The sequence below is a fragment of the Pseudomonas sp. NBRC 111127 genome (assembly GCF_001320345.1).
GTDB classification, from domain to species: Bacteria; Pseudomonadota; Gammaproteobacteria; order Pseudomonadales; family Pseudomonadaceae; genus Aquipseudomonas; species Aquipseudomonas juntendi.
The window spans coordinates 1-20,365 of the sequence record NZ_BCBD01000097.1; the positions used below are offsets into that span (position 1 = coordinate 1).

18 protein-coding genes are annotated in these 20,365 nt (G+C 63.2%); 6 read left to right on the forward strand and 12 right to left on the reverse strand.

The window, feature by feature from the left end; all coding sequences use genetic code 11:
- The first annotated feature begins 209 nt into the window (after window positions 1-209).
- Complete coding sequence (locus APH30_RS17465) at window positions 210-1,106, forward strand: formate/nitrite transporter family protein (protein WP_009684638.1); 897 nt, start codon at window positions 210-212, stop codon at window positions 1,104-1,106.
- 2 nt (window positions 1,107-1,108) lie between these two features.
- Here APH30_RS17465 and APH30_RS17470 read toward each other — a convergent pair whose 3' ends face one another.
- The gene (locus tag APH30_RS17470) at window positions 1,109-2,200 is read right to left on the reverse strand and encodes an MBL fold metallo-hydrolase (protein ID WP_054913267.1); all 1,092 of its coding nucleotides are present in this window, start codon (window positions 2,198-2,200) and stop codon (window positions 1,109-1,111) included.
- Window positions 2,201-2,329: 129 nt separating this feature from the next.
- Between APH30_RS17470 and APH30_RS17475 the strand changes: the two genes are divergently transcribed.
- Window positions 2,330-3,403: a diguanylate cyclase gene (locus APH30_RS17475; RefSeq protein ID WP_033690737.1), complete on the forward strand. Its 1,074-nt coding sequence runs from the start codon at window positions 2,330-2,332 to the stop codon at window positions 3,401-3,403.
- A 51-nt stretch (window positions 3,404-3,454) separates the two neighbouring features.
- Entirely contained in the window at window positions 3,455-6,019 is a 2,565-nt protein-coding gene (locus APH30_RS17480; RefSeq protein WP_054913268.1) for an EAL domain-containing protein, read from the forward strand.
- 70 nt (window positions 6,020-6,089) lie between these two features.
- Here the strand turns inward: APH30_RS17480 and APH30_RS17485 are convergent, their stop codons facing one another.
- Both APH30_RS17485 and APH30_RS17490 read right to left on the reverse strand, forming a co-directional pair.
- Window positions 6,090-6,419 (reverse strand): DUF2025 family protein, encoded by a 330-nt coding sequence (locus APH30_RS17485; protein ID WP_029885164.1) that lies wholly within the window; start codon window positions 6,417-6,419, stop codon window positions 6,090-6,092.
- A 125-nt stretch (window positions 6,420-6,544) separates the two neighbouring features.
- On the reverse strand, window positions 6,545-7,453 hold the full coding sequence (locus APH30_RS17490; protein ID WP_009684632.1) for a LysR family transcriptional regulator: 909 nt from the start codon (window positions 7,451-7,453) through the stop codon (window positions 6,545-6,547).
- A 112-nt stretch (window positions 7,454-7,565) separates the two neighbouring features.
- On the opposite strand from APH30_RS17490, the gene APH30_RS17495 reads away from it, so the two are divergent.
- The gene (locus tag APH30_RS17495) at window positions 7,566-8,324 is read left to right on the forward strand and encodes an SDR family NAD(P)-dependent oxidoreductase (RefSeq protein ID WP_054913269.1); all 759 of its coding nucleotides are present in this window, start codon (window positions 7,566-7,568) and stop codon (window positions 8,322-8,324) included.
- Between the two features lie 22 nt (window positions 8,325-8,346).
- Here the strand turns inward: APH30_RS17495 and APH30_RS17500 are convergent, their stop codons facing one another.
- From APH30_RS17500 to APH30_RS17525, 7 genes are all read right to left on the reverse strand, one after another.
- A complete protein-coding gene (locus tag APH30_RS17500) occupies window positions 8,347-9,204 on the reverse strand; it encodes an HlyD family secretion protein (RefSeq protein ID WP_029885161.1) in 858 nt (285 codons plus the stop codon).
- A 12-nt stretch (window positions 9,205-9,216) separates the two neighbouring features.
- Entirely contained in the window at window positions 9,217-9,423 is a 207-nt protein-coding gene (locus APH30_RS17505) for a DUF1656 domain-containing protein (RefSeq protein WP_054913270.1), read from the reverse strand.
- Window positions 9,410-11,398 carry an FUSC family protein gene (locus APH30_RS17510; protein ID WP_054913271.1) on the reverse strand — a complete coding sequence of 663 codons (1,989 nt, stop codon included), beginning with the start codon at window positions 11,396-11,398 and terminating at the stop codon, window positions 9,410-9,412. Before APH30_RS17510 ends, APH30_RS17505 begins: the two co-directional genes overlap by 14 nt.
- A gap of 244 nt (window positions 11,399-11,642) precedes the next feature.
- On the reverse strand, window positions 11,643-11,759 hold the full coding sequence (ccoM, locus tag APH30_RS29805) for a cytochrome c oxidase subunit CcoM (protein ID WP_003254862.1): 117 nt from the start codon (window positions 11,757-11,759) through the stop codon (window positions 11,643-11,645).
- Between the two features lie 135 nt (window positions 11,760-11,894).
- On the reverse strand, window positions 11,895-12,056 hold the full coding sequence (locus APH30_RS29130; protein ID WP_009684626.1) for a hypothetical protein: 162 nt from the start codon (window positions 12,054-12,056) through the stop codon (window positions 11,895-11,897).
- A gap of 67 nt (window positions 12,057-12,123) precedes the next feature.
- The gene (locus APH30_RS17520) at window positions 12,124-12,453 is read right to left on the reverse strand and encodes a hypothetical protein (RefSeq protein WP_029885159.1); all 330 of its coding nucleotides are present in this window, start codon (window positions 12,451-12,453) and stop codon (window positions 12,124-12,126) included.
- Window positions 12,454-12,516: 63 nt separating this feature from the next.
- Entirely contained in the window at window positions 12,517-13,212 is a 696-nt protein-coding gene (locus APH30_RS17525; RefSeq protein ID WP_054913272.1) for a M949_RS01915 family surface polysaccharide biosynthesis protein, read from the reverse strand.
- Between the two features lie 151 nt (window positions 13,213-13,363).
- On the opposite strand from APH30_RS17525, the gene rapA reads away from it, so the two are divergent.
- Together rapA and APH30_RS17535 are read left to right on the forward strand one after the other, a co-directional pair.
- The gene (gene rapA, locus APH30_RS17530; RefSeq protein WP_054904086.1) at window positions 13,364-16,210 is read left to right on the forward strand and encodes an RNA polymerase-associated protein RapA; all 2,847 of its coding nucleotides are present in this window, start codon (window positions 13,364-13,366) and stop codon (window positions 16,208-16,210) included.
- A gap of 265 nt (window positions 16,211-16,475) precedes the next feature.
- A complete protein-coding gene (locus tag APH30_RS17535; protein ID WP_054913273.1) occupies window positions 16,476-18,740 on the forward strand; it encodes a bifunctional diguanylate cyclase/phosphodiesterase in 2,265 nt (754 codons plus the stop codon).
- Here the strand turns inward: APH30_RS17535 and APH30_RS17540 are convergent.
- Together APH30_RS17540 and APH30_RS17545 are read right to left on the reverse strand one after the other, a co-directional pair.
- Window positions 18,640-19,527, reverse strand: a complete 888-nt coding sequence (locus APH30_RS17540; protein WP_054913274.1) for an NAD(P)-dependent oxidoreductase — start codon at window positions 19,525-19,527, stop codon at window positions 18,640-18,642. The genes APH30_RS17535 and APH30_RS17540 overlap by 101 nt on opposite strands.
- Window positions 19,528-19,692: 165 nt before the next feature.
- On the reverse strand, window positions 19,693-20,004 hold the full coding sequence (locus tag APH30_RS17545) for a DUF2288 domain-containing protein (RefSeq protein ID WP_054913275.1): 312 nt from the start codon (window positions 20,002-20,004) through the stop codon (window positions 19,693-19,695).
- Window positions 20,005-20,365 lie beyond the last annotated feature (361 nt).

Sequence of the window (20,365 nt, forward strand, 5' to 3'; positions counted from 1 at the left end):
ACCGCTGCTTTCTTTCGAAAGCCAACAACTTCAACAACTTACCGCTTGCCTCGAAGCGTTGATCGCTGCGAGGAGGCGAATAATACGCGCTTTGAATTCAGAGTCAACACCTTGTTCCAAAAACTTTTCTCAGCCGTTTCGGCTGCCCCCCGGCAACTAATGAAATCGCCACGAATCTGTAGAGAACCCCACCACGGAGCGAAGCGGCCATGAGTGTCGAGCAAAGCGAGAAAACCCCAGGGCTTTCGGCAGATGAAGAGCAGGAAGTCAGCCACAACCAGCCGCCACGAGCGGCAGTGCTGCACGAGACCATTCGCTACCAGGGCGATCAGGAACTGGAACGGACCCTCGCCGCCTTGTGGTGGTCGGCTGTCGCCGCCGGTTTGTCCATGGGCTTGTCCCTGATGGCCATGGGACTGTTCTATGCACGCCTGCCAGAAGGTGAAAGCGCCCAGGTAGTCGCCAGCATCGGTTACAGCGCCGGCTTCCTTGCTGTGATCCTGGCCCGCCAGCAACTGTTTACCGAGAACACCCTGACTGCGGTGCTGCCGGTCATGACCAGCCCTACCCTTGCCAACTTCGGCCGCCTTCTGCGGCTTTGGGGTGTGGTGCTGCTGGGCAACCTGGCGGGCACCCTGCTGGTGGCCTGGGTGATGCTCGAGCTGCCGATCTTCGACAGCAAGACCGACATGGCGTTTCTGGAGATCGGCCGCAAGGTCATGAGCAACGACATCAGCCAGATGTTCGCCAAGGGCATCGTCTCGGGCTGGATGATCGCCACCATGGTATGGATGATTCCCTCGATGGAGAACGCCAAGATCTGGATCATCCTGATGATCACCTACCTGATGGCCATTGGCGACTTCACCCATATAGTAGTGGGCTCGGTCGAGGTGTCCTACCTGGTGTGGGCCGGCGAAGAAACCTGGCGCAGCTTCTGGCTGGAGTTCGCCTTGCCGACACTGGCCGGCAACATCATAGGCGGTAGTTTCATTTTCGCGCTCATCAGCCACGCTCAGGTGCGCAGTGACAGTGGCAAGGCACCCTCGCGGCTGCTGGAGCACGAGCGGGCGCAACGCCAGCGTGGCAAAGACGACACCAAGTGACACTAGCGCGCCGCAACGCTTCGCTCATTCTTCAGGCTGCGCTGACGCACCGGGCGGGGCTGCCACCAGTTCTGCCCGGCATGCGGCGAGTCGAGGCTCACCCGCTCGCCCATCTGCGGCGTACTGAGCCGTACCTGGGCCTGGTTTGCCAACGCCAGGATGCGCTCGAAGGGTTCCTGCCAGCCGTGGGTGGACAAGTCGAACGTGCCATTATGGATCGGCAGCATCCAGCGCCCGCGTAAATCCAGGTGGGCCTGCAGGCTCTGCTCCGGCTGCATGTGCACATCAGGCCAGGCGAGATTGTAGGCGCCGGTCTCGAGCAGGGTCAGGTCAAACGGCCCAAAGCGCTCGCCAATCAGCTTGAACCCGTTGAAATAGCCCGTATCGCCACTGAAGAACACCCGTACGCCTTGGTCGATGATCACCCACGACGCCCACAAGGTGCGATTGCTGTCCAACAGCCCACGCCCGGAAAAGTGCTGGGCCGGGGTAGCAATGAAACGCACACCCTGCACTTCGCTTTCCTGCCACCAGTCCAGCTGACGCACCTTCGCTGGCGCAACGCCCCAACTGATCAGCAGCTCACCCACGCCAAGCGAGGCCAGGAAAACCCCGGTTCGCGAGGCCAGCTGGCGGATTGCCTGCTCGTCGAGGTGATCGAAATGGTCGTGCGACAACACCACCGCCGCCAGTGGCGGCAGCTGGTCCAGCCCCAGCGGGGGCGCATGGAACCGCTGCGGGCCGGCCCACTGCACCGGTGAGGCGCGTTCGGCGAATACCGGGTCGGTAATGAAGAAGCGCCCCCGCAACTTCAGCAATACCGTGGAATGGCCCAGCCGCCACAAACTGCGGTCTGGCGCATCGAGCACCTGCTGGCGGGTCATCGGTTGCAGGCTGACCGGCGTGGTTGGCCGGGTATTCGGCGGTTTGCGCAGGAACAGGTACTTCAGACCGATGCGCAGCTTCTTCAGCACGCCATCTTTCGGTAGCTGCGCCTGATTGTGAAAACGCCCGTCACGCTGGGGCGCCGGGTCACCGGCAGCATTGGCCAAAGGAACCATCAGCAACACTCCTAGCAACAGGAAAGTCCGCATGTTACCCCACAGTGATCGCATCAACCGTGAATTGGCTTGTAAGGTCATTTTTCAGTGGGGCGACACTGTTCGACAATATTCATGCGATTTATGCGATAAACGGTACCCCGGCAGAAGAATATGACCATGATGCACAACCGCAGCGGCAAAGGCCTTTCGTTCGTCAAGCGCATCTACCCGCCACGTGTGGTGGGCATGGGCATCGGCCTGTTCAGCGTCATGGCTGGCGTGGCCCCGCAATCCCCGCCCACCTGGGTGTGGGGCCTGATGCTGTTCAATGGCCTGTTGTGGCCCCACGTCGCCTACTTGTGGGCGAGCCGGTCGGCAACCCCGTACCGGGCCGAGCAACGCAACCTGTTGCTGGACTCGCTGCTGGGCGGTTTCTGGGCCGCCGCCATGCACTTCAACCCGCTGCCGACCGTGACCGTGCTGTCGATGATGACCATGAACAACGTGGCCGCCGGGGGCCGGCAATTGGTGCTCAAAGGGGCTGTTGCGCAACTGGCCGGGATTCTGGTCGGCACCCTGCTGCTCGCCCCAGGCCTGCAATTGAATGCCACTGCACTGCAGATATACGCCTGCCTGCCCATGCTGACGCTGTACCCCCTGGCCCTGGGCTGGGTCTGCTACCGGCTGGCAATCCAGCTGGGCGACCATAAACGCCGGCTCAGCGCCCTGAGCCTTACGGATAGCCTCACCGGGTTGCTCAACCACGGCGCCTGGAAAGACCTGTTGCTCGTTAAATACCAAAAATGCAAACAGCAAAAGGCACACGCGGTGATCGCCCTGATCGACATCGATCATTTCAAGACCATCAACGACACCTTTGGCCACGTGGTTGGCGACTGCGTACTGCGCCAGCTCAGCGCCGAGCTGCGCCGCAACCTGCGCGAGTGCGACCAGGCCGGGCGCTACGGTGGCGACGAATTCTGCGTGATCCTGCCGGGTACCAGCGAAGCCCAGGCCTGCCAGATCATGGAACGCCTGCGTGAGCAGGTTTCCGGGTATCGCAACGCGCAGCTCCCTCACTTGCGCATCAGCCTGAGTATTGGCCTGTCGCCTTTCAATGCCAGCCTGGAGTCACCCGAACATTGGCTGCAAGAGGCAGACAAGGCGCTATACACTGCCAAGCACGCTGGCCGCGACCGGGTGAATTTTGCCGGTGGCGCAGCTACCGCACTGAAGCTGGCCTATCCTGATTGAACCTGCTGCCTCACTGCCTGGCAGGAGGTTTCCTGAAGGAGCCGCTCGCGCATGGCCAGGACTGCCAACCTCCCACCCGCCAGCCCTACCCCACGTTTCCAAGTGCGTAACCTGATCGCCGGCTTCACCACCGTTTACGGTCTGGCTTGCCTGGTCATTCTCGGCGCGCTGTTCAACATCGCCGCAACCCTCGACCAGCAAGAGCGCGAACGCAGCGCCTTCCATGCCAACCAGGCGCTGGAGCAACGGTTACTGGCGTCGCGCCAATTCCTGTCCAGTTATGCCGTATGGGAGGACGCCATGCAGCACTTGTCTGGCGAAGCCGACTGGCAGTGGGCCTATGATGAAAAGAACATAGGTGAATCGCTGTACAGCGCCAGCGGCTATGAAGGCGTGTTCGTCGTGGAAAACGGCCGCACCACCTATGCCCTGTTCAAAGGCCAGCCCAGCCCCGCAGGCGTAGGCACGTACATAGATGCCCCTATCCAGCCAATCATCGACGAGGCCCGAGCGGCGGCCATTGCCCGCGAGCAGATCACCCGCTTCGTGCTGTTCAATGGCTGGCCGGCCGTGCTCACCGCCGCGGCCATACGGCCAGATCGCGATGTCACTGAAGGCGAAGTGAGCCAGGCGCCGGTCTTGCTGTTCGTCGACCAGCTGACCGAGGCCAAACTGGCGCAGCTGGGTCAGCGTGCAGGCCTGGCCGGCATGCGCGTTGAGAAGGAAGACGTACAAGCCCACCACCACCTGCGCATCAACCTGGGCGACACCGGCTACCATCTGTCGTGGAACAGCGTGTTGCCTGGGCGCCAGCTGCTATGGGCGGTATTGCCTGCCCTGCTCAGCGCCCTGCTGATCCTTGGGCTGGTCATGCTCTATCTGTGCCGCCATGCGTGGCGCAGCTCCCGGGCCATCGGCTTGACGCTTGCCCACCTGCAGCATAGCAACCTGGCGCTGGAGGCCAGCGAGCAACGTTTTCGCGCGGTGGCCGAGTCGGCATCGGACTGGATCTGGGAGACCGATCGGCACCACCGCCTGACCTACTTGTCGCAACGCTTTGCCAGCGTGACGGGCTACCCGGTCGAAGACTGGCTCGGCCAACCGCTCAACCAGTTGCTGGCCTGCGACACCACGCCCTTGTCGCCCTGGCTGGATGCCCTGGCCACCGCTGACCCACAGCAGCTGGCCAACCTGCGCTGCACCTACCGCGACCAGAATGGCCAGAACCGCTATTGTCGGATTTCCGCCCGCGCCATCTGGCACCAGGACGCGGTCGTGGGTTTGCGCGGCACTGCCAGCGATATCACCGACGAAGTCGACGCCCATGCGCGTATTCAGCACCTGTCCTTGCACGACCCACTGACCGGCCTGGCCAACCGCAACAAACTGGCCCGGCACCTGGAACAGGCCCTGCTGCGCGGCACAGACTCACCGCCGTTGACCCTGTTGCTGCTTGACCTGGACAACTTCAAGCCGATCAACGACTCACTCGGCTATGCGGCTGGCGATGCGGTACTGCAGGAAGTGGCGGCCCGCCTGCGCGACACCACCCGCGACGGTGACCTGGTGGCGCGGTTGGGCGGGGACGAGTTCATCGTGGTACTTGGCGGCATGGACAACCGCCAGGAGATCGACCGTTTCTGCGCGCGCCTGATCGGCCTGCTGCAACAACCGATCATGTTCGACAGCCAACCCCTGCACATTGGCGCCAGCATCGGCATCGCCCAGACCCGCACCCAGGGCTTCGACCCCGGCGAGCTGATTCGCTGTGCCGACATCGCCCTGTACCAGGCCAAGGCAGACGGCAAGAACACCTGGCTCTACTTCGCCAGCGAAATGAACCAGCAGATCCAGTACCGGCGGCAACTGGAGAACGACCTGCGCCGCGCACTGCGCAACCAGGAGTTCGAGTTGCACTATCAGCCGCGCTACCGCCTCAGCGACCTGCGCGTGGTCGCGGTCGAGGCGCTGATACGCTGGCAGCACCCCCAGGAAGGGCTGCTGGGGCCGGATACCTTCATCCCGCTGGCCGAACAGAGCGATATCATTGTCGCGCTGGGCCGCTGGGTGCTGCACGAGGCCTGCCGCACCGCCCTTGACTGGCCTGCAGACATCCTGGTGTCGGTCAACCTGTCACCGGCGCAGTTCCTGCGCAGCGATGTGGTGCAAGACGTGCGGGAAATCCTGCTGGGCACGGCATTCCCGGCGCAACGCCTGGAACTGGAGATCACCGAGAATGTGATGCTCAACGACATCGAAGGCGCGCTGGGGACCATGCTGTCGCTCAAAGAACTGGGCGTGCGCCTGAACATGGACGACTTCGGTACCGGCTATTCATCGCTGGGTTACCTGCGAACGTATCCTTTCGACAGCCTCAAGATCGACAAGCGCTTCATCAGTGGCCTGAGCACCAACGGCGGCAGCGACCGTGCGGTGGTCCAGGCCATCATCAACCTGGGCAAGGCAATGGGGCTGACCGTGACGGCCGAGGGCGTGGAAACCGAACAGCAACTAGCCATGCTGCAAAAGGACCGCTGCCATGAAGTACAGGGCTATTACCTGAGCCGGCCACTGGATACCGCGGCCATGCGGGCGTTGTTGCAGCGCCCCCGGTAGGCGCGGGTCGAGCCGCCCCTGCACGGTTGCGCGGCAACGCCTCGATCAACCCAACGGGCGCGAGCGGGCCTCAGCCAGTAGGCTGCACACGCCGCTCGGCGATGATTTCCGGCAAGTCGCCGCGGCGCAGGTAGATGCGCAGCGGCTCGGCGATGTTCAAGCGGTCATCCACGTGCTGGTCCAGCAACAGTGCCAGGCGCTCCCGGCACAGGGCCATGCGCTGCCCCTGCTCGGGGCGCCAGACAAACTCGCTGCAGGGGGTGATGCTGGCGTCAGCGACATCCATACCGAACGCGTCTTCGGAAAAACGCACGATATGAACGCCGCGCTTGTCATGAAAGCCGACGAAGCCTTTGAGCTGGTCAGCTGCGTTGCAGATGTCCTGGGAAGTAATGGCCATGGCGTAACCTCGTGATGAAATCGGAAGATACGCACGCTGGGCAGCACAGGGTCGCCTCTGCCGGGCGCCTCGCCAGTCCAAGCCTAATGCAAGCGGCCGTGCGTGCGCCATGACCCGGCTCAACTTCACGCCGTAGCATCGACCTCGCTGCGAAGCACCTCTGCCAGCCACTGCATGAACGCCTGCACCCGGCGGGGTACATGCCGTTGCCGCGCATACAGCAACGACACGGGCATCGCCGGGGCCTGCCAGGCCGGCAGCAGCGCGACCAGTTCGCCGCGCTGCAGGTGTTCGGCCACCCCCACCGCCGGCACCTGTATCAGCCCCAGCCCGGCCAGGCAGGCTGCCGAATAGGCTTCGGCATTATTGACCGTTACCGCCCCAGCCATGGGCTGGTACTGCACCTGCCCACCTTGCACGTATTCGAAGCCGGCGCAGCGCCCCCCCAGGTTGCGCACGTAGTGCACCAATTGATGCCCTGCCAGGTCCTGCAGGGTACGGGGCACCCCATGGCGTGCCAAGTAAGCCGGGCTGGCACAGTTGCGCATGCTCAATTGCCCGACCGGCCTGGCCACGACATCCAGGTCATGCAAGGCGCCGATGCGCATCACGCAGTCGAAGCCCTCACGCAGCAAATCGACCTGCCGATCGGTGCAACTGAGCTCTACCTGCAAACGTGGAAAACGCTGCAGGAACCGGGGTAACGCGGGAATTATGACCCGCCGCGCCATCATCGTCGGCAGGTCGACACGCAGGCGCCCGGCCAGTTCGGCATCATCGGCGCTGAAGAGGCTCTCGATCTCGTCCATACCTGACAGCAGGTCCTTGCTGCGTGTGTACAGCAAGGCACCATCCTGCGTGGCCTGCACCCGGCGGGTGGTGCGGTTGAACAGTTGCGTACCCAGCAGGCGCTCCAGCGCCCTGACCTGTTCCGACACCGTCGAACGTGGCAAGCCCAGGCTCTCGGCGGCCAGGGTAAAGCTGTTCACTTCACTGACCCGCACAAAGGTCCGCAGCAACTCCAACTTGTTCACGCCCGCCCTCGACTATCCGGTTGAGGCGAACAGTATTTCCATTTTTGCAGGATTTAACACCCGCCAGCCGACCAATAACCTGTGAGCACCCACCCATTACGAGGTTCTTACCATGACCCGCAAGATTGCCCTGATCACCGGCGCAAGCCGCGGCCTTGGCCGCAATACCGCCGAGCATCTGGCCGCCCGTGGCATCGACATCATCGGCACCTACAACAGCAAGGCGCAAGAAGCACAGGCCGTGGCGGCCACGCTGGAGCAGGCAGGTGTAAAGGCGACCATGCTGCAACTGGATGTGGGTGACGCCAGCAGCTTTGCCGGCTTTGCCGAGCGGCTGGCGGCTGCCTTGCAGCAGCACCACGGTCGCCAACGTTTCGACTTTCTGGTGAACAATGCCGGCATCGGGTTGAACGTGCCGTATACCGAAACCAGCGAGGCGCAGTTCGACCAACTGCTGAACATTCAGCTCAAAGGCCCGTTCTTCCTCACCCAGCGCCTGTTGCCACAGCTGGTCGATAACGGCCGGATAATCAACATTTCGACCGGGCTGGCACGGTTTGCCCTACCAGGGTACGCCGCCTATGCCGCCATGAAAGGCGCGATGGAAGTGCTGACCCGCTACCAGGCCAAGGAACTGGGCGCCCGCGGCATTCGCGTGAACATCCTGGCGCCGGGGGCCATCGAGACCGATTTTGGCGGGGGCGTAGTGCGGGACAACCCGCAGGTGAATGACTACATTGCTGGCAACACCGCGCTGGGACGGGTGGGTTTGCCGGATGACATCGGCGCGGCGATCGCCTTGTTGCTGGAAGACGGTAATGGCTGGATCACCGGGCAGCGCCTGGAGGTTTCGGGCGGCATGTTCCTGTAGTCGCGGGTGCCCGGGCCCCGGCTCACGGCTCATGCACTTGCACGCTCGCAGTCATCCCCGCACTCAGGGTCACGCCGTCGGGCACCTGGTCCAGGCGGATTCTCACCGGTATCCGCTGGGCCAGGCGCACCCAATTGAAGGTCGGCTCAACCTCCGGCAGCAGCTGGCTGTCCGGGTTGCTGTTGCTGTCGGTGATGCCGCGGCTGATGCTTTCTACATGCCCCTGCATGGGTTCACCCGCGCCCATCAGCCAGACCTTTACCGGGTCACCCACGCGAATGCGCGGCAGCTTGGTTTCCTCGAAGTAGGCCTGGATATAGAACGTCGAATCGTCCACCAAGGCCATCACCGACTGGCCGGTGTTCACGTAGTTGCCTTCGGCCAGGCGCAGGTTGGTGATGTGCCCGCTGCGCGGCGCACGCACTTCACTGCGCGCCAGGTTGATTTTCGCCACCTGCAGCTGCGCCTGGGCTTCCTGCAACTCGCCACGGGCGATGGCAGCATTGATCTGCGCGTTCTCCCGCAGTTCGGCACTGATCGCCTCGGGCCCCAGGGCGGTACGCCGGGCTGCTTCACTCTCGCGCAGGCGCAGCTGCTGGGCGCGGGTTTGCGTCACCGCACTGGCCTGGTCGAACGCGGCCTGGAAGCGCTCGCGGTCGATGCTCATCAACAGCTCACCCGCCTTGACCTGCTGGTTGTCATGCACCTTGAGCTGGCGCACCCAGCCGGAAACGTCAGGTGCAATCACCACCACATCGGCGCGCACACGGGCATCCCGGGTCCAGGGGGTAAGCATGTAGTACTGCCACAGTTGGTAACCGGCCAACACGGCCAGGGCCACCACACACAGGGTTACAAGAGTACGTACGGCCGCACGCATCGAAACACTCCTTTAAAAAGCTCCCAGCAGGCGTACCACCAGGAACAGCACACAAACGAAAACCGCCGCATCGAACAGCGCTTCATGCCAAATCCAGCGCGCCAACGGTGTGGCATGCACCAGCAGGCGCAGCAGGCCGGTAAGCACCAGCGCCAGCAACACATAAAGCAGAAACGGGCTGAGCAGCACGCCCCCCACTTCCCATTCACGCAACCCCATGGGCTTCCTCCTGCCAGCGGCACCACTTGCCCCAGCTTTTCTGCAATTGCAGCACCGCGCCCTCGGCCAACCGCAGCGGGTCGCTCGCAGGCTGGCGGTGCAACGCAGCAATGAACCGTTCGCTGGCACTGTCCAGCTGTTGCCCGCGCCCGGCGGCAGGCCCTTTGGCCAGTACCGCCTCCAACTGCTGCAGGTACTCCCGCTCGGCGCCGCCCAGTGGCGCCTGCGCGACCGCCAGGCACATGCGCAGGTGCACCAGTTCATCACCGATATCCAGCCCGTGCAGGCCATCGTCCCAGCGCTTGCGCTCGCCCTCGGGTAACTCGCTGGCATGCCGCGCCAACTGCATCAGGCGGTCGGCCATGCGCCCGCCGAACCAGGTGTCGGCCCCGCGCAGGTCACGCCGGGTCAGGCGCACCAGGTCACTCTGGGTTGCAGCACGCAGGCGCCGCCCAAGCCAGGCCGGGTGACGGAACACCAACAAGCGAAACGCCATGACCGCTGCCGACACCCCTACCAGCATGGCCAAGGCACTGTTGAGCATGGTCGCCACGCTGAACTGCATGGCATTCACCGGCGACACCAGTACGACGAAGTGCAGGCAATAAGAAGTGGCAGTGGCGCCGGTACGCGGGTGGGCCATGCCCAGCGCGCCGAACAACAGCGGCACGCCCATGCCCAGGCAAAGCAGCGCGAAGCTGCTCCATTGCGGCAGCAGAATCTGCCCGACCAGGAACGCTGCCGGTATGGCCAGGCAGATCCCGCGCAGGAAACTCAAGCCAATCTGCGCGCCATTCTCGCGGCTGGCGAACAGGCTGCAGACCACACAGGTCAGCACCAGGCCGCCCGGTGCCGAAGGCCAGGCGGTGGCCAGCCAGAAAGCGCTCATCACCAGAAACGCCAGTGCGCTACGCGAACCGAACAGCAAGGCCAGCGACCAATCGCGGTGCACGGCCAGGCCTTGGCCGACATCCTTCGGCGCCGTACCCGTTTCCACAGCCTCCAGCGCCTGGCCGGCGGCCATTGCGTAATCCAGCAGCAGGGCCATGCGCGCCAGGCAGTAATGCTCAACCGAACTTATATGCTCATCGTGCGCGGCATCCCAGACGCGCTGGCGCAGCAACAACAGGCTGGGCTGGTCGGGCTTGTCCAGCAGCGCCCGAACTTCAGACAACCAGGGGGCCAGGTGTTCCGCCTGCTGCTCATCCAGTTGCCGCCACTGCCGGCGCACCGACCGGGAAATACGCAACAGCACCATCAGCTTCTGGCTTAGCCCCCGAATGGCACGAGCACGCTGACGCCCGCGGTTGCCTTCGAACCAGGCATGCTCGCGCTGGCTGTCGATGGCAACGATGCGCCCCAGGCTCTCCAGCAAGCCCCTGCGTGCATCGTCCTCGCCACCCAGCATCGCACTGGCGGCCTGCAGACCGTTCTGCCAGGCCTGACGCGCCTGGCCGCCAAGCTGCTGCTCGACCCGCATCGGCCAGAGCAAGGCACTGCTGGCCGTGGCGCAGAAAATACCCAGGCTGATCTCGGTGCAGCGGGCCACCGCCTGGTCGAACACCTGCAGCGGGTGGTCGATGGCCGGCAAGGTGATGATCGCTGCCGTGTAGCCAGCCAGCACGAAGGCATAGGCCCAGGCACTGCGCAACTGGGTAGAGGCGGCGGTGCACAAGGCCAGCCACAAGGCCAGGGCAATCAGAAACAGCCCCGGGGTCTGGGCGAACAGGCCCAGCAGCACCACCGCCATGACCGTACCGACAAAGGTCCCGGCCAACCGCGCCAGGCCTTTCTGCACCACCATGCCAGACAGCGGCTGGGCAACGATAAACGCCGTCATCAATGCCCAGGACGGCTGCTCCAGGCCCCATCGCATTGCCAGCCACAACGCCAGGCCACCACCGAGCAGGGTTTTGATGGCGAACTTGATGGCGAGGGGGGTGGGGGCGAACAGGGCCTGAAGCGTGATGGGCACTGGGCGAACCTTGCGGGGAGGGTAGTAGTGAAAAGATAGACAATGGCGCAGAGAATAAAGTGAAAATGAATAATTAGCTAGCTACTCATCTTCATTGCAATCCAACTGCTGCGTCAGCGCACGCCACGCTGCGCGATAGCTGGCTTGAGCCCTGCGGCCCAGCAGGCAACACGCAAATGCCAGGCAAAAAAAATGGGCGACCGAAGTCGCCCTAAATGCCTTGCGTGCTCGTGTACCCGGAAGGTCAGCGCGGCTTGCGCTTGTTCGAGTCCTTCCAGATGAAAATGCCCAGACCGGCAAAGAAAGCAACCATCAGCCCGACCGTTACCACACCGGCGATAACCACATTGTCGAAGAACATGCTGGCCTCCCCATTCGTTTGCCGTTGTCCGATGGGAGAACGTTAACCAATGTCGGGCGAGGGAAAATTGATCAGGGTCAATGGTGCCCGGGCCCGGGCACACGAGGCAGGTGCAGGGTTGACCTGCGTCAAGTTTCAGCGCTTCTTCGGCTTGCCCTTGGGCTTCTTTTTCTTGCCGGTGTTCAACGGCAGAGCCTGCTCGAATGCATTGCGCATCTCGTTCAGGCGTTTTTCCTTGAGGTCATGTACGCGCTTGGCGCGTTCAGCATCGAAATCGATAAGGTTGTCTTGGCTCATGGGTGGGCTCGACGATCAACGGAGATTTGCATGATGAAGCCCGACGCAGGCGCTGACCAGCCCCGTGTCAGACTTCGATGTCCACCAGCAGCCCTTGGCGGTTGGGCTCGTCCATCAAGGGCACGACCGGGACAGTATTGTCGGCGTTGACCTCGTCGCCAGGCTCGGGGTTGTAGCGCCCTTCCCCACGCTGCTGCCGCCGTTGCTGCTGGCGGCGCTGCTCATCACGCAACAGCAGTGCCTGCTCCTGTGGATCGCGCTGCTGCTTGAGGTCGATGGCAGTTTCGCCGGACGCAGGCTGCGCCGGTACCACCGGCTTGATGTCGGGGGTAGGTTTGACCGGGTCCTGTTGCGAGGTCACCGGGGCGGCACTGAGCGGTATGATCGGCGGCAGCATGGGCGTTCTCCTATGCCCGCTTTATCGGCAGGCGCGGCATTACCTTGATCTCAGGCCCAGCCTTTACTCCACATCATCGTCAGGCTCGTCGTCACTGGGCGGGCTGGCTTCGCTCCAGGGGCGCTTGTAGACCTGCTGCCAGACCGCATCCATGTGGTCACGCAACACTTGCGGGGCGTTCTTGAGCGAAGCGCTGTCGGTGCGCTCGCCCCCCACCGGGTCCTCGCCTGCGGGGCTGATCAGCGACTGCCCGGTAATGGTGTAGCTGGCCTGCCCTTCACGCATTTCGATGGCGATGTCGTGGGGGTCGATACCCCCGCCGCAAAAGGCGTGACTGGCAACTGTCACTTCGGCCACGCCATCTTTGTTCAGGTCGCTGACGTCACTGACATCCGTATAGAAGTCGACATCCAGGTCCAGGCCGGGGCACGTGGTTTCCTGCTCGATCTGCCAGCGGGCCTTGAACGCATCGCTTTGCGCCGTGCGCCCGTACAAGGTGGCCTTGAGCACCACCTTGTCGACCTCCTGCTCGCTTTCCGGGTCGCTGGCCTGACCATCGCTGCGGCTCAATACCAGCAGCCCTTCGCCATCGCGGTCGCGAAAATGCACGCTCTTGATCGGCGCCTGCACGCCCAGCACTTCAAGCTGATCGGTGGGAATGGGGGCCAAAGGCTCGAAGGTTTTCTGCTCGCAGGCACTGAGCAGCAACAGGCTGCCCACGGTCATGGAAGCGCTGATCCAGCTGTGCTTGGCAGACATGTTGGTGCGTGGCCCTCGTCGGCGGTGCGGTTCAGAGCGGTGAAACGGCTAGACTGATGGCTTTCGGCACCATTAGGTGCGCTCGGCACTTTGGTCTCACCGGCCGATCCGTTAACATAATCGGCTTTTTCATCGCGGGAGTTCAGGCAGTATGGCGCAGCAGTATCAACCGGGGCAACGCTGGATCAGCGACAGCGAAGCAGAGCTCGGCCTGGGTACCATCCTGGCGCAGGATGGCCGCCTATTGACCGTGCTCTACCCGGCCACTGGCGACACGCGCCAGTATTCCCTGCGCAATGCGCCGCTGACTCGCGTGCGCTTCGCGCCAGGTGACCAGATCACCCACTTCGAAGGCTGGAAGCTGACCGTACGCGAGGTCGAGGACATCGACGGGCTGATGGTCTACCACGGCCTCGACGGGCAGAACCAGCCGCGCACCTTGCCGGAAACCCAGCTGTCGAACTTCATTCAGTTCCGCCTGGCCAGCGACCGCCTGTTTGCCGGGCAGATCGACCCTTTGGCGTGGTTCAGCCTGCGCTACAACACACTGCAGCACACCAGCAAGCAGATGCAGTCGGCGCTGTGGGGGCTGGGCGGTTGCCGCGCTCAGCCAATCGCTCACCAGTTGCACATTGCCCGCGAAGTCGCCGACCGCAGCGCGCCGCGGGTACTGCTGGCCGACGAAGTGGGCCTGGGCAAGACCATCGAGGCTGGCCTGGTCATTCACCGCCAGTTGCTGACGGGCCGGGCCAGCCGAGTACTGATCCTGGTGCCGGAGAACCTTCAGCACCAGTGGCTGGTAGAAATGCGCCGGCGCTTCAACTTGCAGGTGGCGCTGTTCGACGCCGAACGTTTCATCGAAAGCGACGCCAGCAACCCGTTCGATGACGCCCAGTTGGCACTGGTGGCCCTGGAGTGGCTGGTAGAGGACGAGAAGGCCCAGGATGCGCTGTTTGCCGCCGGCTGGGACCTGATGGTTGTCGATGAGGCTCACCACCTGGTCTGGCACGAGGACCAGGTCAGCGCCGAATACGCCCTGGTCGAGCAACTGGCCCAGGTGATTCCTGGCGTACTGCTGCTTACCGCTACCCCTGAACAGCTTGGCCAGGACAGCCACTTCGCTCGCCTGCGCCTGCTCGACCCCAACCGTTTCCACGACCTGGCCGCCTTCCGCGCCGAAAGCGATCACTACCGCCCGGTCGCCGAAGCCGTGCAAGAGCTGCTCGACGAAGGCCGCCTGTCGCCGAAGGCACACGCCACCATCCAGGGCTTCCTGGGGGCTGAGGGCGAAGCGCTGCTGGCCGCGGTCAGCGATGGCGATACCCAGGCCAGCGCGCGGCTGATCCGTGAGCTGCTCGACCGCCACGGCACCGGCCGAGTGCTGTTCCGTAACACCCGCGCGGCGGTCCAGGGCTTCCCGGAGCGCCAACTGCACCCTTACCCGGTGGCCATGCCCGAGCAATACCGCGAGCTGCCGCCAGGCGAGAAAGCCGAGCTGTACCCGGAGGTCGCCTTCCAGGCACAGGGTGACAGCACCGACGACGAGCGCTGGTGGCGTTTCGACCCAAGGGTCGACTGGTTGATCGACACCCTGAAAATGCTCAAGCGCACCAAGGTGCTGGTCATCTGTGCCCACGCCGAAACCGCCATGGACCTGGAAGACGCCCTGCGCGTGCGCTCCGGCATTCCGGCCTCGGTGTTCCATGAGGGCATGAGCATTCTGGAGCGCGACCGGGCAGCCGCCTACTTTGCCGATGAAGAGTTCGGCGCCCAGGTGCTGATCTGCTCCGAGATCGGCAGCGAAGGCCGCAACTTCCAGTTTTCGCACCACCTGGTGATGTTCGACCTGCCGGCCCACCCGGACCTGCTGGAACAACGTATCGGCCGTCTGGACCGTATCGGCCAGAAGCACACCATCCAGTTGCATGTTCCCTACCTGCAGGGCAGCCCGCAGGAACGCCTGTTCCAGTGGTACCACGAAGCGCTCAACGCGTTCCTCAATACCTGCCCGACCGGCAACGCCCTGCAACACCAGTTCGGCCCACGCCTGCTGCCGCTGCTCGAAGGCGGCGACAGCAAGGCCTGGGACAGCCTGGTGGCCGACGCCCGTCACGAACGCGAGCGCCTGGAAGCCGAACTGCACACCGGCCGCGATCGCTTGCTGGAGCTGAACTCGGGCGGCGCGGGTGAAGGCGAGGCGCTGGTTGAAGCCATCCTCGAGCAGGACGACCAGTTCGCCCTGCCGATCTACATGGAAACGCTGTTCGACGCCTTTGGCATCGACAGCGAAGACCACTCCGAGAACGCCCTCATCCTCAAGCCGAGCGAAAAAATGCTCGACGCCAGCTTCCCGTTGGGCGACGACGAAGGTGTGACCATTACCTACGACCGCGCCCAGGCGCTGTCGCGCGAAGACATGCAGTTCCTGACCTGGGAACACCCGATGGTGCAAGGCGGCATGGACCTGGTGCTGTCCGGCTCCATGGGCAATACGGCCGTCGCCCTGATCAAGAACAAGGCGCTCAAGCCCGGTACCGTGCTGCTCGAACTGCTGTTCGTCAGCGAGGTGGTGGCACCGCGAAGCTTGCAACTGGGGCGTTACCTGCCCCCTGCGGCACTGCGCTGCCTGCTCGATGCCAACGGCAACGACCTGGCCTCGCGCGTGGCCTTCGAAACGCTCAACGACCAGCTTGAAAGCGTGCCACGGGCCAGCGCCAACAAGTTTGTCCAGGCGCAGCGCGACGTGTTGGCCAAGCGCATCAGCGGTGGCGAAGAGAAGATCCTGCCGACCCACGTCGAGCGTGTGGCCGAAGCCCAACGCCGCTTGGCAGCGGAGGCCGACGAAGAACTGGCGCGCCTGCTCGCCTTGCAAGCGGTGAACCCAAGCGTGCGTGACAGCGAAATCGACGCCCTGCGCAAGCAGCGCGAAGAGGGCCTGGCAATGCTGGAAAAAGCTGCCCTGCGCCTGGAAGCCATTCGTGTACTAGTCGCCGGCTGACGCCATACCAGCACCCTCCCCCTGGGCAGCGCAGGTGCCCGCGAAAACCGGCGTAGCCGGTGCCTGGCATCGTGCCAGGCACATCGCGGGCACGCTGCCCTTGGGCGGGCGCCATATTTCCGACAGCGATTAGGTTGATAACCAAATCGTAGAAATCAATGTGCCATTATCCAGGAAGGCTTAAACACTTGTTCCTATACTGCCTCTGGGCAGTCTGCACAGGGTTGTAGCGCAGACGAGTGAAAACTCGATCGAGAGGCATTCCATGGAGTGGCTGGGCCTGCAACTGTTCGCCGACCTGCCGGCAACCGGACGTATCCTGCTCGATTGTCGGCATGAGCCGCTGCTGGTTCTGCTCGCCTACGTGGTAGCCTGCGCAGCCTGTTTCGCCACCCTCGACATGGCCGAGCGCCAGTCCCACAGCGAAGACCCTACCGCCCACCGGCAATGGAACGTACTTGGCGCCTGCTGCCTGGCCGGCGGCATCTGGGCCATGCATTTCATCAGCATGCTGGACTTTCAGGCATCCGTCGAAGTGCACTACGACCTGCCGCTGACCATCCTTTCCCTGCTCATTGCCCTGGCGGTTGCCTGGCTGGCCATGCGCAGCCTCGATCGCAAGGACATGCGCACGCCGCACATCGTACAAAGCGCGGTACTGATCGGCATGGGTATCGTCCTCATGCACTTTGTCGGCATGGCCGCGATGCAAACCGGCGCCCGGCAGTACTACCAGACGGGCCCGCTGCTGGGTGCTGCCATCATCGCCCCGCTCACCAGCCTGCTGGCATTGTGCCTGGCGCGCAACTTTCGCAATGGCAGCGGCATCCTGTACCAGGCCGCGAAGTACGGCGCCAGCCTGCTGATCGCCGCGGGCATGGTGGCTTCCCATTTCACGGCGATGTCGGCAATGACCCTGGTCATCCCCAGCGATACCGCACTGCGCTTGCCGTCTGGGGATAACAGCCTGCAACTGGCGCTGGGCATCGGTTTCATCACCTTGCTGATCAGCGGTGCCAGCATCAGTGCGGCCCTGGCCGACAAGAAGCTGCAAAGCAAGGAGCATGACCTGCGCCGGGTCAGCGTGCTGCTCAGCGAACTGGACCAGGCCCGCGCGTCACTGCAGCAGGCAGCGCACTACGATGCACTGACCAACCTGGTCAACCGCCGTGGTTTCAACCAACTGTTCGCCGAACGCCTGGCCGAGCACCTGGCCAGCGAAAGCCGCCTGGCGGTGATGTTCCTGGATATCGACCATTTCAAACGCATCAATGACAGCCTTGGCCACCACGCTGGCGATGAATTGCTCAAGGTCATTGCCAACCATATCAAGGCCGCGACCCGCAGCCAGGACCTGGTGGCACGCTTTGGTGGTGATGAGTTCTGCGTGGTCACCAGACTCAACAGCCGCGACGAAGCCCGCCACCTGGCCCAGCGCATCATGCAACGCATGAAAGACCCCATCGAGCTTTGCGGCAGGCGCATGGTGATGACCACCAGCATCGGGGTGAGTATCTTTCCGGATGATGGCAGCAGCGCCGAAGAGCTGCTCAAGCATGCGGACCTGGCCCTTTACCAGTCCAAGGACAACGGCCGCAACAGCCTGAATTTTTTCAATGACAGTCTCAAGGCACGCGCCTCGATTGCCCTGCAACTGGAAGAAGAGTTGCGACTGGCGCTGCTGGAAGAGCGCGGCCTGTGCGTGCATTACCAGCCGATCTTCGACCAGCGCACTGGGCGGGTGGCCAAGCTGGAAGCCCTGGTACGCTGGCAGCACCCCCAACATGGGCTGCTTGGGCCCGACCGGTTCATCGGCATAGCCGAAACCAACGGCCTGATCGTCGACCTCGACTTGTGGGTGTTGCGGCACGCCTGCGCCGACCTGGCACTGCTGCAGCGCGGCGGCCACGGCGACCTCAAGGTCACGGTCAACTGCTCGGCGGTGACCCTCAGCCATGACGAACTGCCCAACGAGGTGGAGAAGGCCTTGTTCCACGCCGGGGTCTCAGCGCACCAGCTGGAGCTGGAAGTGACCGAAAACGCCTTGATGGGGGATATCCAGCGCACGGTCAATCTGCTGAAACGGGTCCGCGCCCTGGGCGTCGCCCTGTCGATTGACGACTTCGGCACCGGCTACTCGTCCTTGGCCTACCTCAAGCACCTGCCCCTGGATGTGCTGAAGATCGACCGCACCTTCCTGCAAGGCGTGCCGGCCAGCCAGAAAGACCGTGAAATTGTCCAGGCAATCATCGTCATGGCGCATACCCTGCACTTGCAAGTGGTCAGCGAAGGCGTGGAAACCGAGGAACAGCGGGCGTTTCTCGCAGACCACGCCTGCGACTACCTGCAAGGCTTTCTGCTCGGGCGGCCAATGCCCTGGGCCGAGCTGCAGCCCATGCTGGACCGGCTGCAGCGCACCCTCGTGGTGTTTACCCCTTGCTGCGATACAGCGTTACCAGGGTCGCCGGATCTTTATGCAGGTACCCCTGGCTACCGTGCAGGCGCATCAGTTGCGCGGCGAGGCCACTGAGCGGTGTTGCCGAACCTTGCTCGCGCGAGAACTTGACCGCGCCGTCCAGGTCCTTGAGCAAGGTGCGCACGTGCCATTTGACCGGCTCGAAGCGGCTCTCGGCCATTTGCGGTGCCAGGATCTGCAACGGCCTGGAATCGGCAAAACCACCGGCCAGCGCCTCGGCCAGCAGCGTGGCGTCCACCCCGGCCTGCTCGGCCAGGGCCACCACTTCGGCAATCACCAGCGCATTGCAGGCGACGATCATCTGGTTGCACGCCTTGGTCACCTGGCCTGCGCCCACCGCCCCCATGTGCGTGACACGCTGGCCCAGCACCTCAAGTACCGGCTGAGCGCGCTGCAGGTCCCCCGCTTCGCCACCGACCATGATCGCCAGCGTGCCAGCTTCGGCACCGGCGGTGCCGCCTGACACCGGCGCATCGAGCCAGGCCATGCCGCACAGTGCTGCCAGCTCGGCCGCCATTTCTCGGGTGGCGGTTGGCTCCAGGCTCGAGAAGTCGATCAGCAACTGGCCACCACGGCCACCCTCGGCAACGCCTTGCTCGCCAAACACTACCTCACGCACCACAGCCGTGTCGGCCAGGCACAACAACACCATGTCGCTGTCGCGGCACAGTTCGGCCGGGCTGCCAGCCAGGCGGGCACCGGCGGCGACCAGCGCGGCGCACTTGTCCGGGCTACGGTTCCAGACCGTCAGCGGATAGCCCGCAGCCAGCAACCGGCGGCACATGGGCAAGCCCATCAGGCCAATGCCGGCAAAACCAAGCGAAGGTAGTGCAGTGTTCATCAATGACTCCCGTCAGATTCGATATCGAGCTGGGTTGCGGGGCAACCTCATTACGCATCCCGTAAACTGTTACCGCCACGCCGAATTGTTACTTACCTCTACCCGCCCTGAGCAGCAGCGAGCACCAAAACGAGGCCGGTGCGCATTTTCACGCACCAAAAAAGATCACGCCTGGTCAGCACTCTTCGCCTGGATCACGATGAACGGTGACACCACCACCGCCCATATCTCTGGATCGCGGGTTTGCAGGTCCAGGGCCTGCTCTGCCGAGACAGGCCCCACAGTGCCATCACTACGCCATTTGGCGAAGATTTCACTGCGGTTCTCGGCCATTGCCTCAGCCACAGCGATCAAATCCAGGCTGGGGTCGACCCAAATCAGGTCACCCTTTGCCCAGAAACGCTCCAGCGCTTTCCACTCGATGATTGCAGTCTCGCCAAGCAATTTGGCATAGAGGGTGCTTGTTTGATCGGTCATGGGTGGTATCCGCAAAAATCGCCAATAAAAAAGGCCGGCATTTTTGCAGAAAAACCCGGTTTCAAATATGTAATTTGGTCGATTAGCCCCGAACTTGTGGGCTGAAAGCGCAGATACAGGCAGTTTGATGGCGCCTTTCTGTATCTTTCTTTCGATCAAGCGACAACCCAGGAAGCAGGCACTTTTTGACCGCTTTTCAAGCGATCCGACAGCGCTCTACACTGTACCGGTACAGTTCCGGGACATGTTCCGGGGGAAAGGTGGGCTTGCGCGTTGGCATGGCCACGCCGCAAATCCCGCCCGGTCTGTAGCCCTGGCCGCCAGGACTATAAGAATTACAACAGAATGAGTGGAGCACTAT

Bases quoted from the DNA above. Each gene is read 5' to 3' on its own strand.
- APH30_RS17465 (WP_009684638.1), top strand. From the start codon at position 210: ATGAGTGTCGAGCAAAGCGAGAAAACCCCAGGGCTTTCGGCAGATGAA.
- APH30_RS17470 (WP_054913267.1), bottom strand. From the start codon at position 2,200: ATGCGGACTTTCCTGTTGCTAGGAGTGTTGCTGATGGTTCCTTTGGCC.
- APH30_RS17475 (WP_033690737.1), top strand. From the start codon at position 2,330: ATGCACAACCGCAGCGGCAAAGGCCTTTCGTTCGTCAAGCGCATCTAC.
- APH30_RS17480 (WP_054913268.1), top strand. From the start codon at position 3,455: ATGGCCAGGACTGCCAACCTCCCACCCGCCAGCCCTACCCCACGTTTC.
- APH30_RS17485 (WP_029885164.1), bottom strand. From the start codon at position 6,419: ATGGCCATTACTTCCCAGGACATCTGCAACGCAGCTGACCAGCTCAAA.
- APH30_RS17495 (WP_054913269.1), top strand. From the start codon at position 7,566: ATGACCCGCAAGATTGCCCTGATCACCGGCGCAAGCCGCGGCCTTGGC.
- APH30_RS17500 (WP_029885161.1), bottom strand. From the start codon at position 9,204: ATGCGTGCGGCCGTACGTACTCTTGTAACCCTGTGTGTGGTGGCCCTG.
- APH30_RS17505 (WP_054913270.1), bottom strand. From the start codon at position 9,423: ATGGGGTTGCGTGAATGGGAAGTGGGGGGCGTGCTGCTCAGCCCGTTT.
- ccoM (WP_003254862.1), bottom strand. From the start codon at position 11,759: ATGTTCTTCGACAATGTGGTTATCGCCGGTGTGGTAACGGTCGGGCTG.
- APH30_RS29130 (WP_009684626.1), bottom strand. From the start codon at position 12,056: ATGAGCCAAGACAACCTTATCGATTTCGATGCTGAACGCGCCAAGCGC.
- APH30_RS17520 (WP_029885159.1), bottom strand. From the start codon at position 12,453: ATGCTGCCGCCGATCATACCGCTCAGTGCCGCCCCGGTGACCTCGCAA.
- APH30_RS17525 (WP_054913272.1), bottom strand. From the start codon at position 13,212: ATGTCTGCCAAGCACAGCTGGATCAGCGCTTCCATGACCGTGGGCAGC.
- rapA (WP_054904086.1), top strand. From the start codon at position 13,364: ATGGCGCAGCAGTATCAACCGGGGCAACGCTGGATCAGCGACAGCGAA.
- APH30_RS17535 (WP_054913273.1), top strand. From the start codon at position 16,476: ATGGAGTGGCTGGGCCTGCAACTGTTCGCCGACCTGCCGGCAACCGGA.
- APH30_RS17540 (WP_054913274.1), bottom strand. From the start codon at position 19,527: ATGAACACTGCACTACCTTCGCTTGGTTTTGCCGGCATTGGCCTGATG.
- APH30_RS17545 (WP_054913275.1), bottom strand. From the start codon at position 20,004: ATGACCGATCAAACAAGCACCCTCTATGCCAAATTGCTTGGCGAGACT.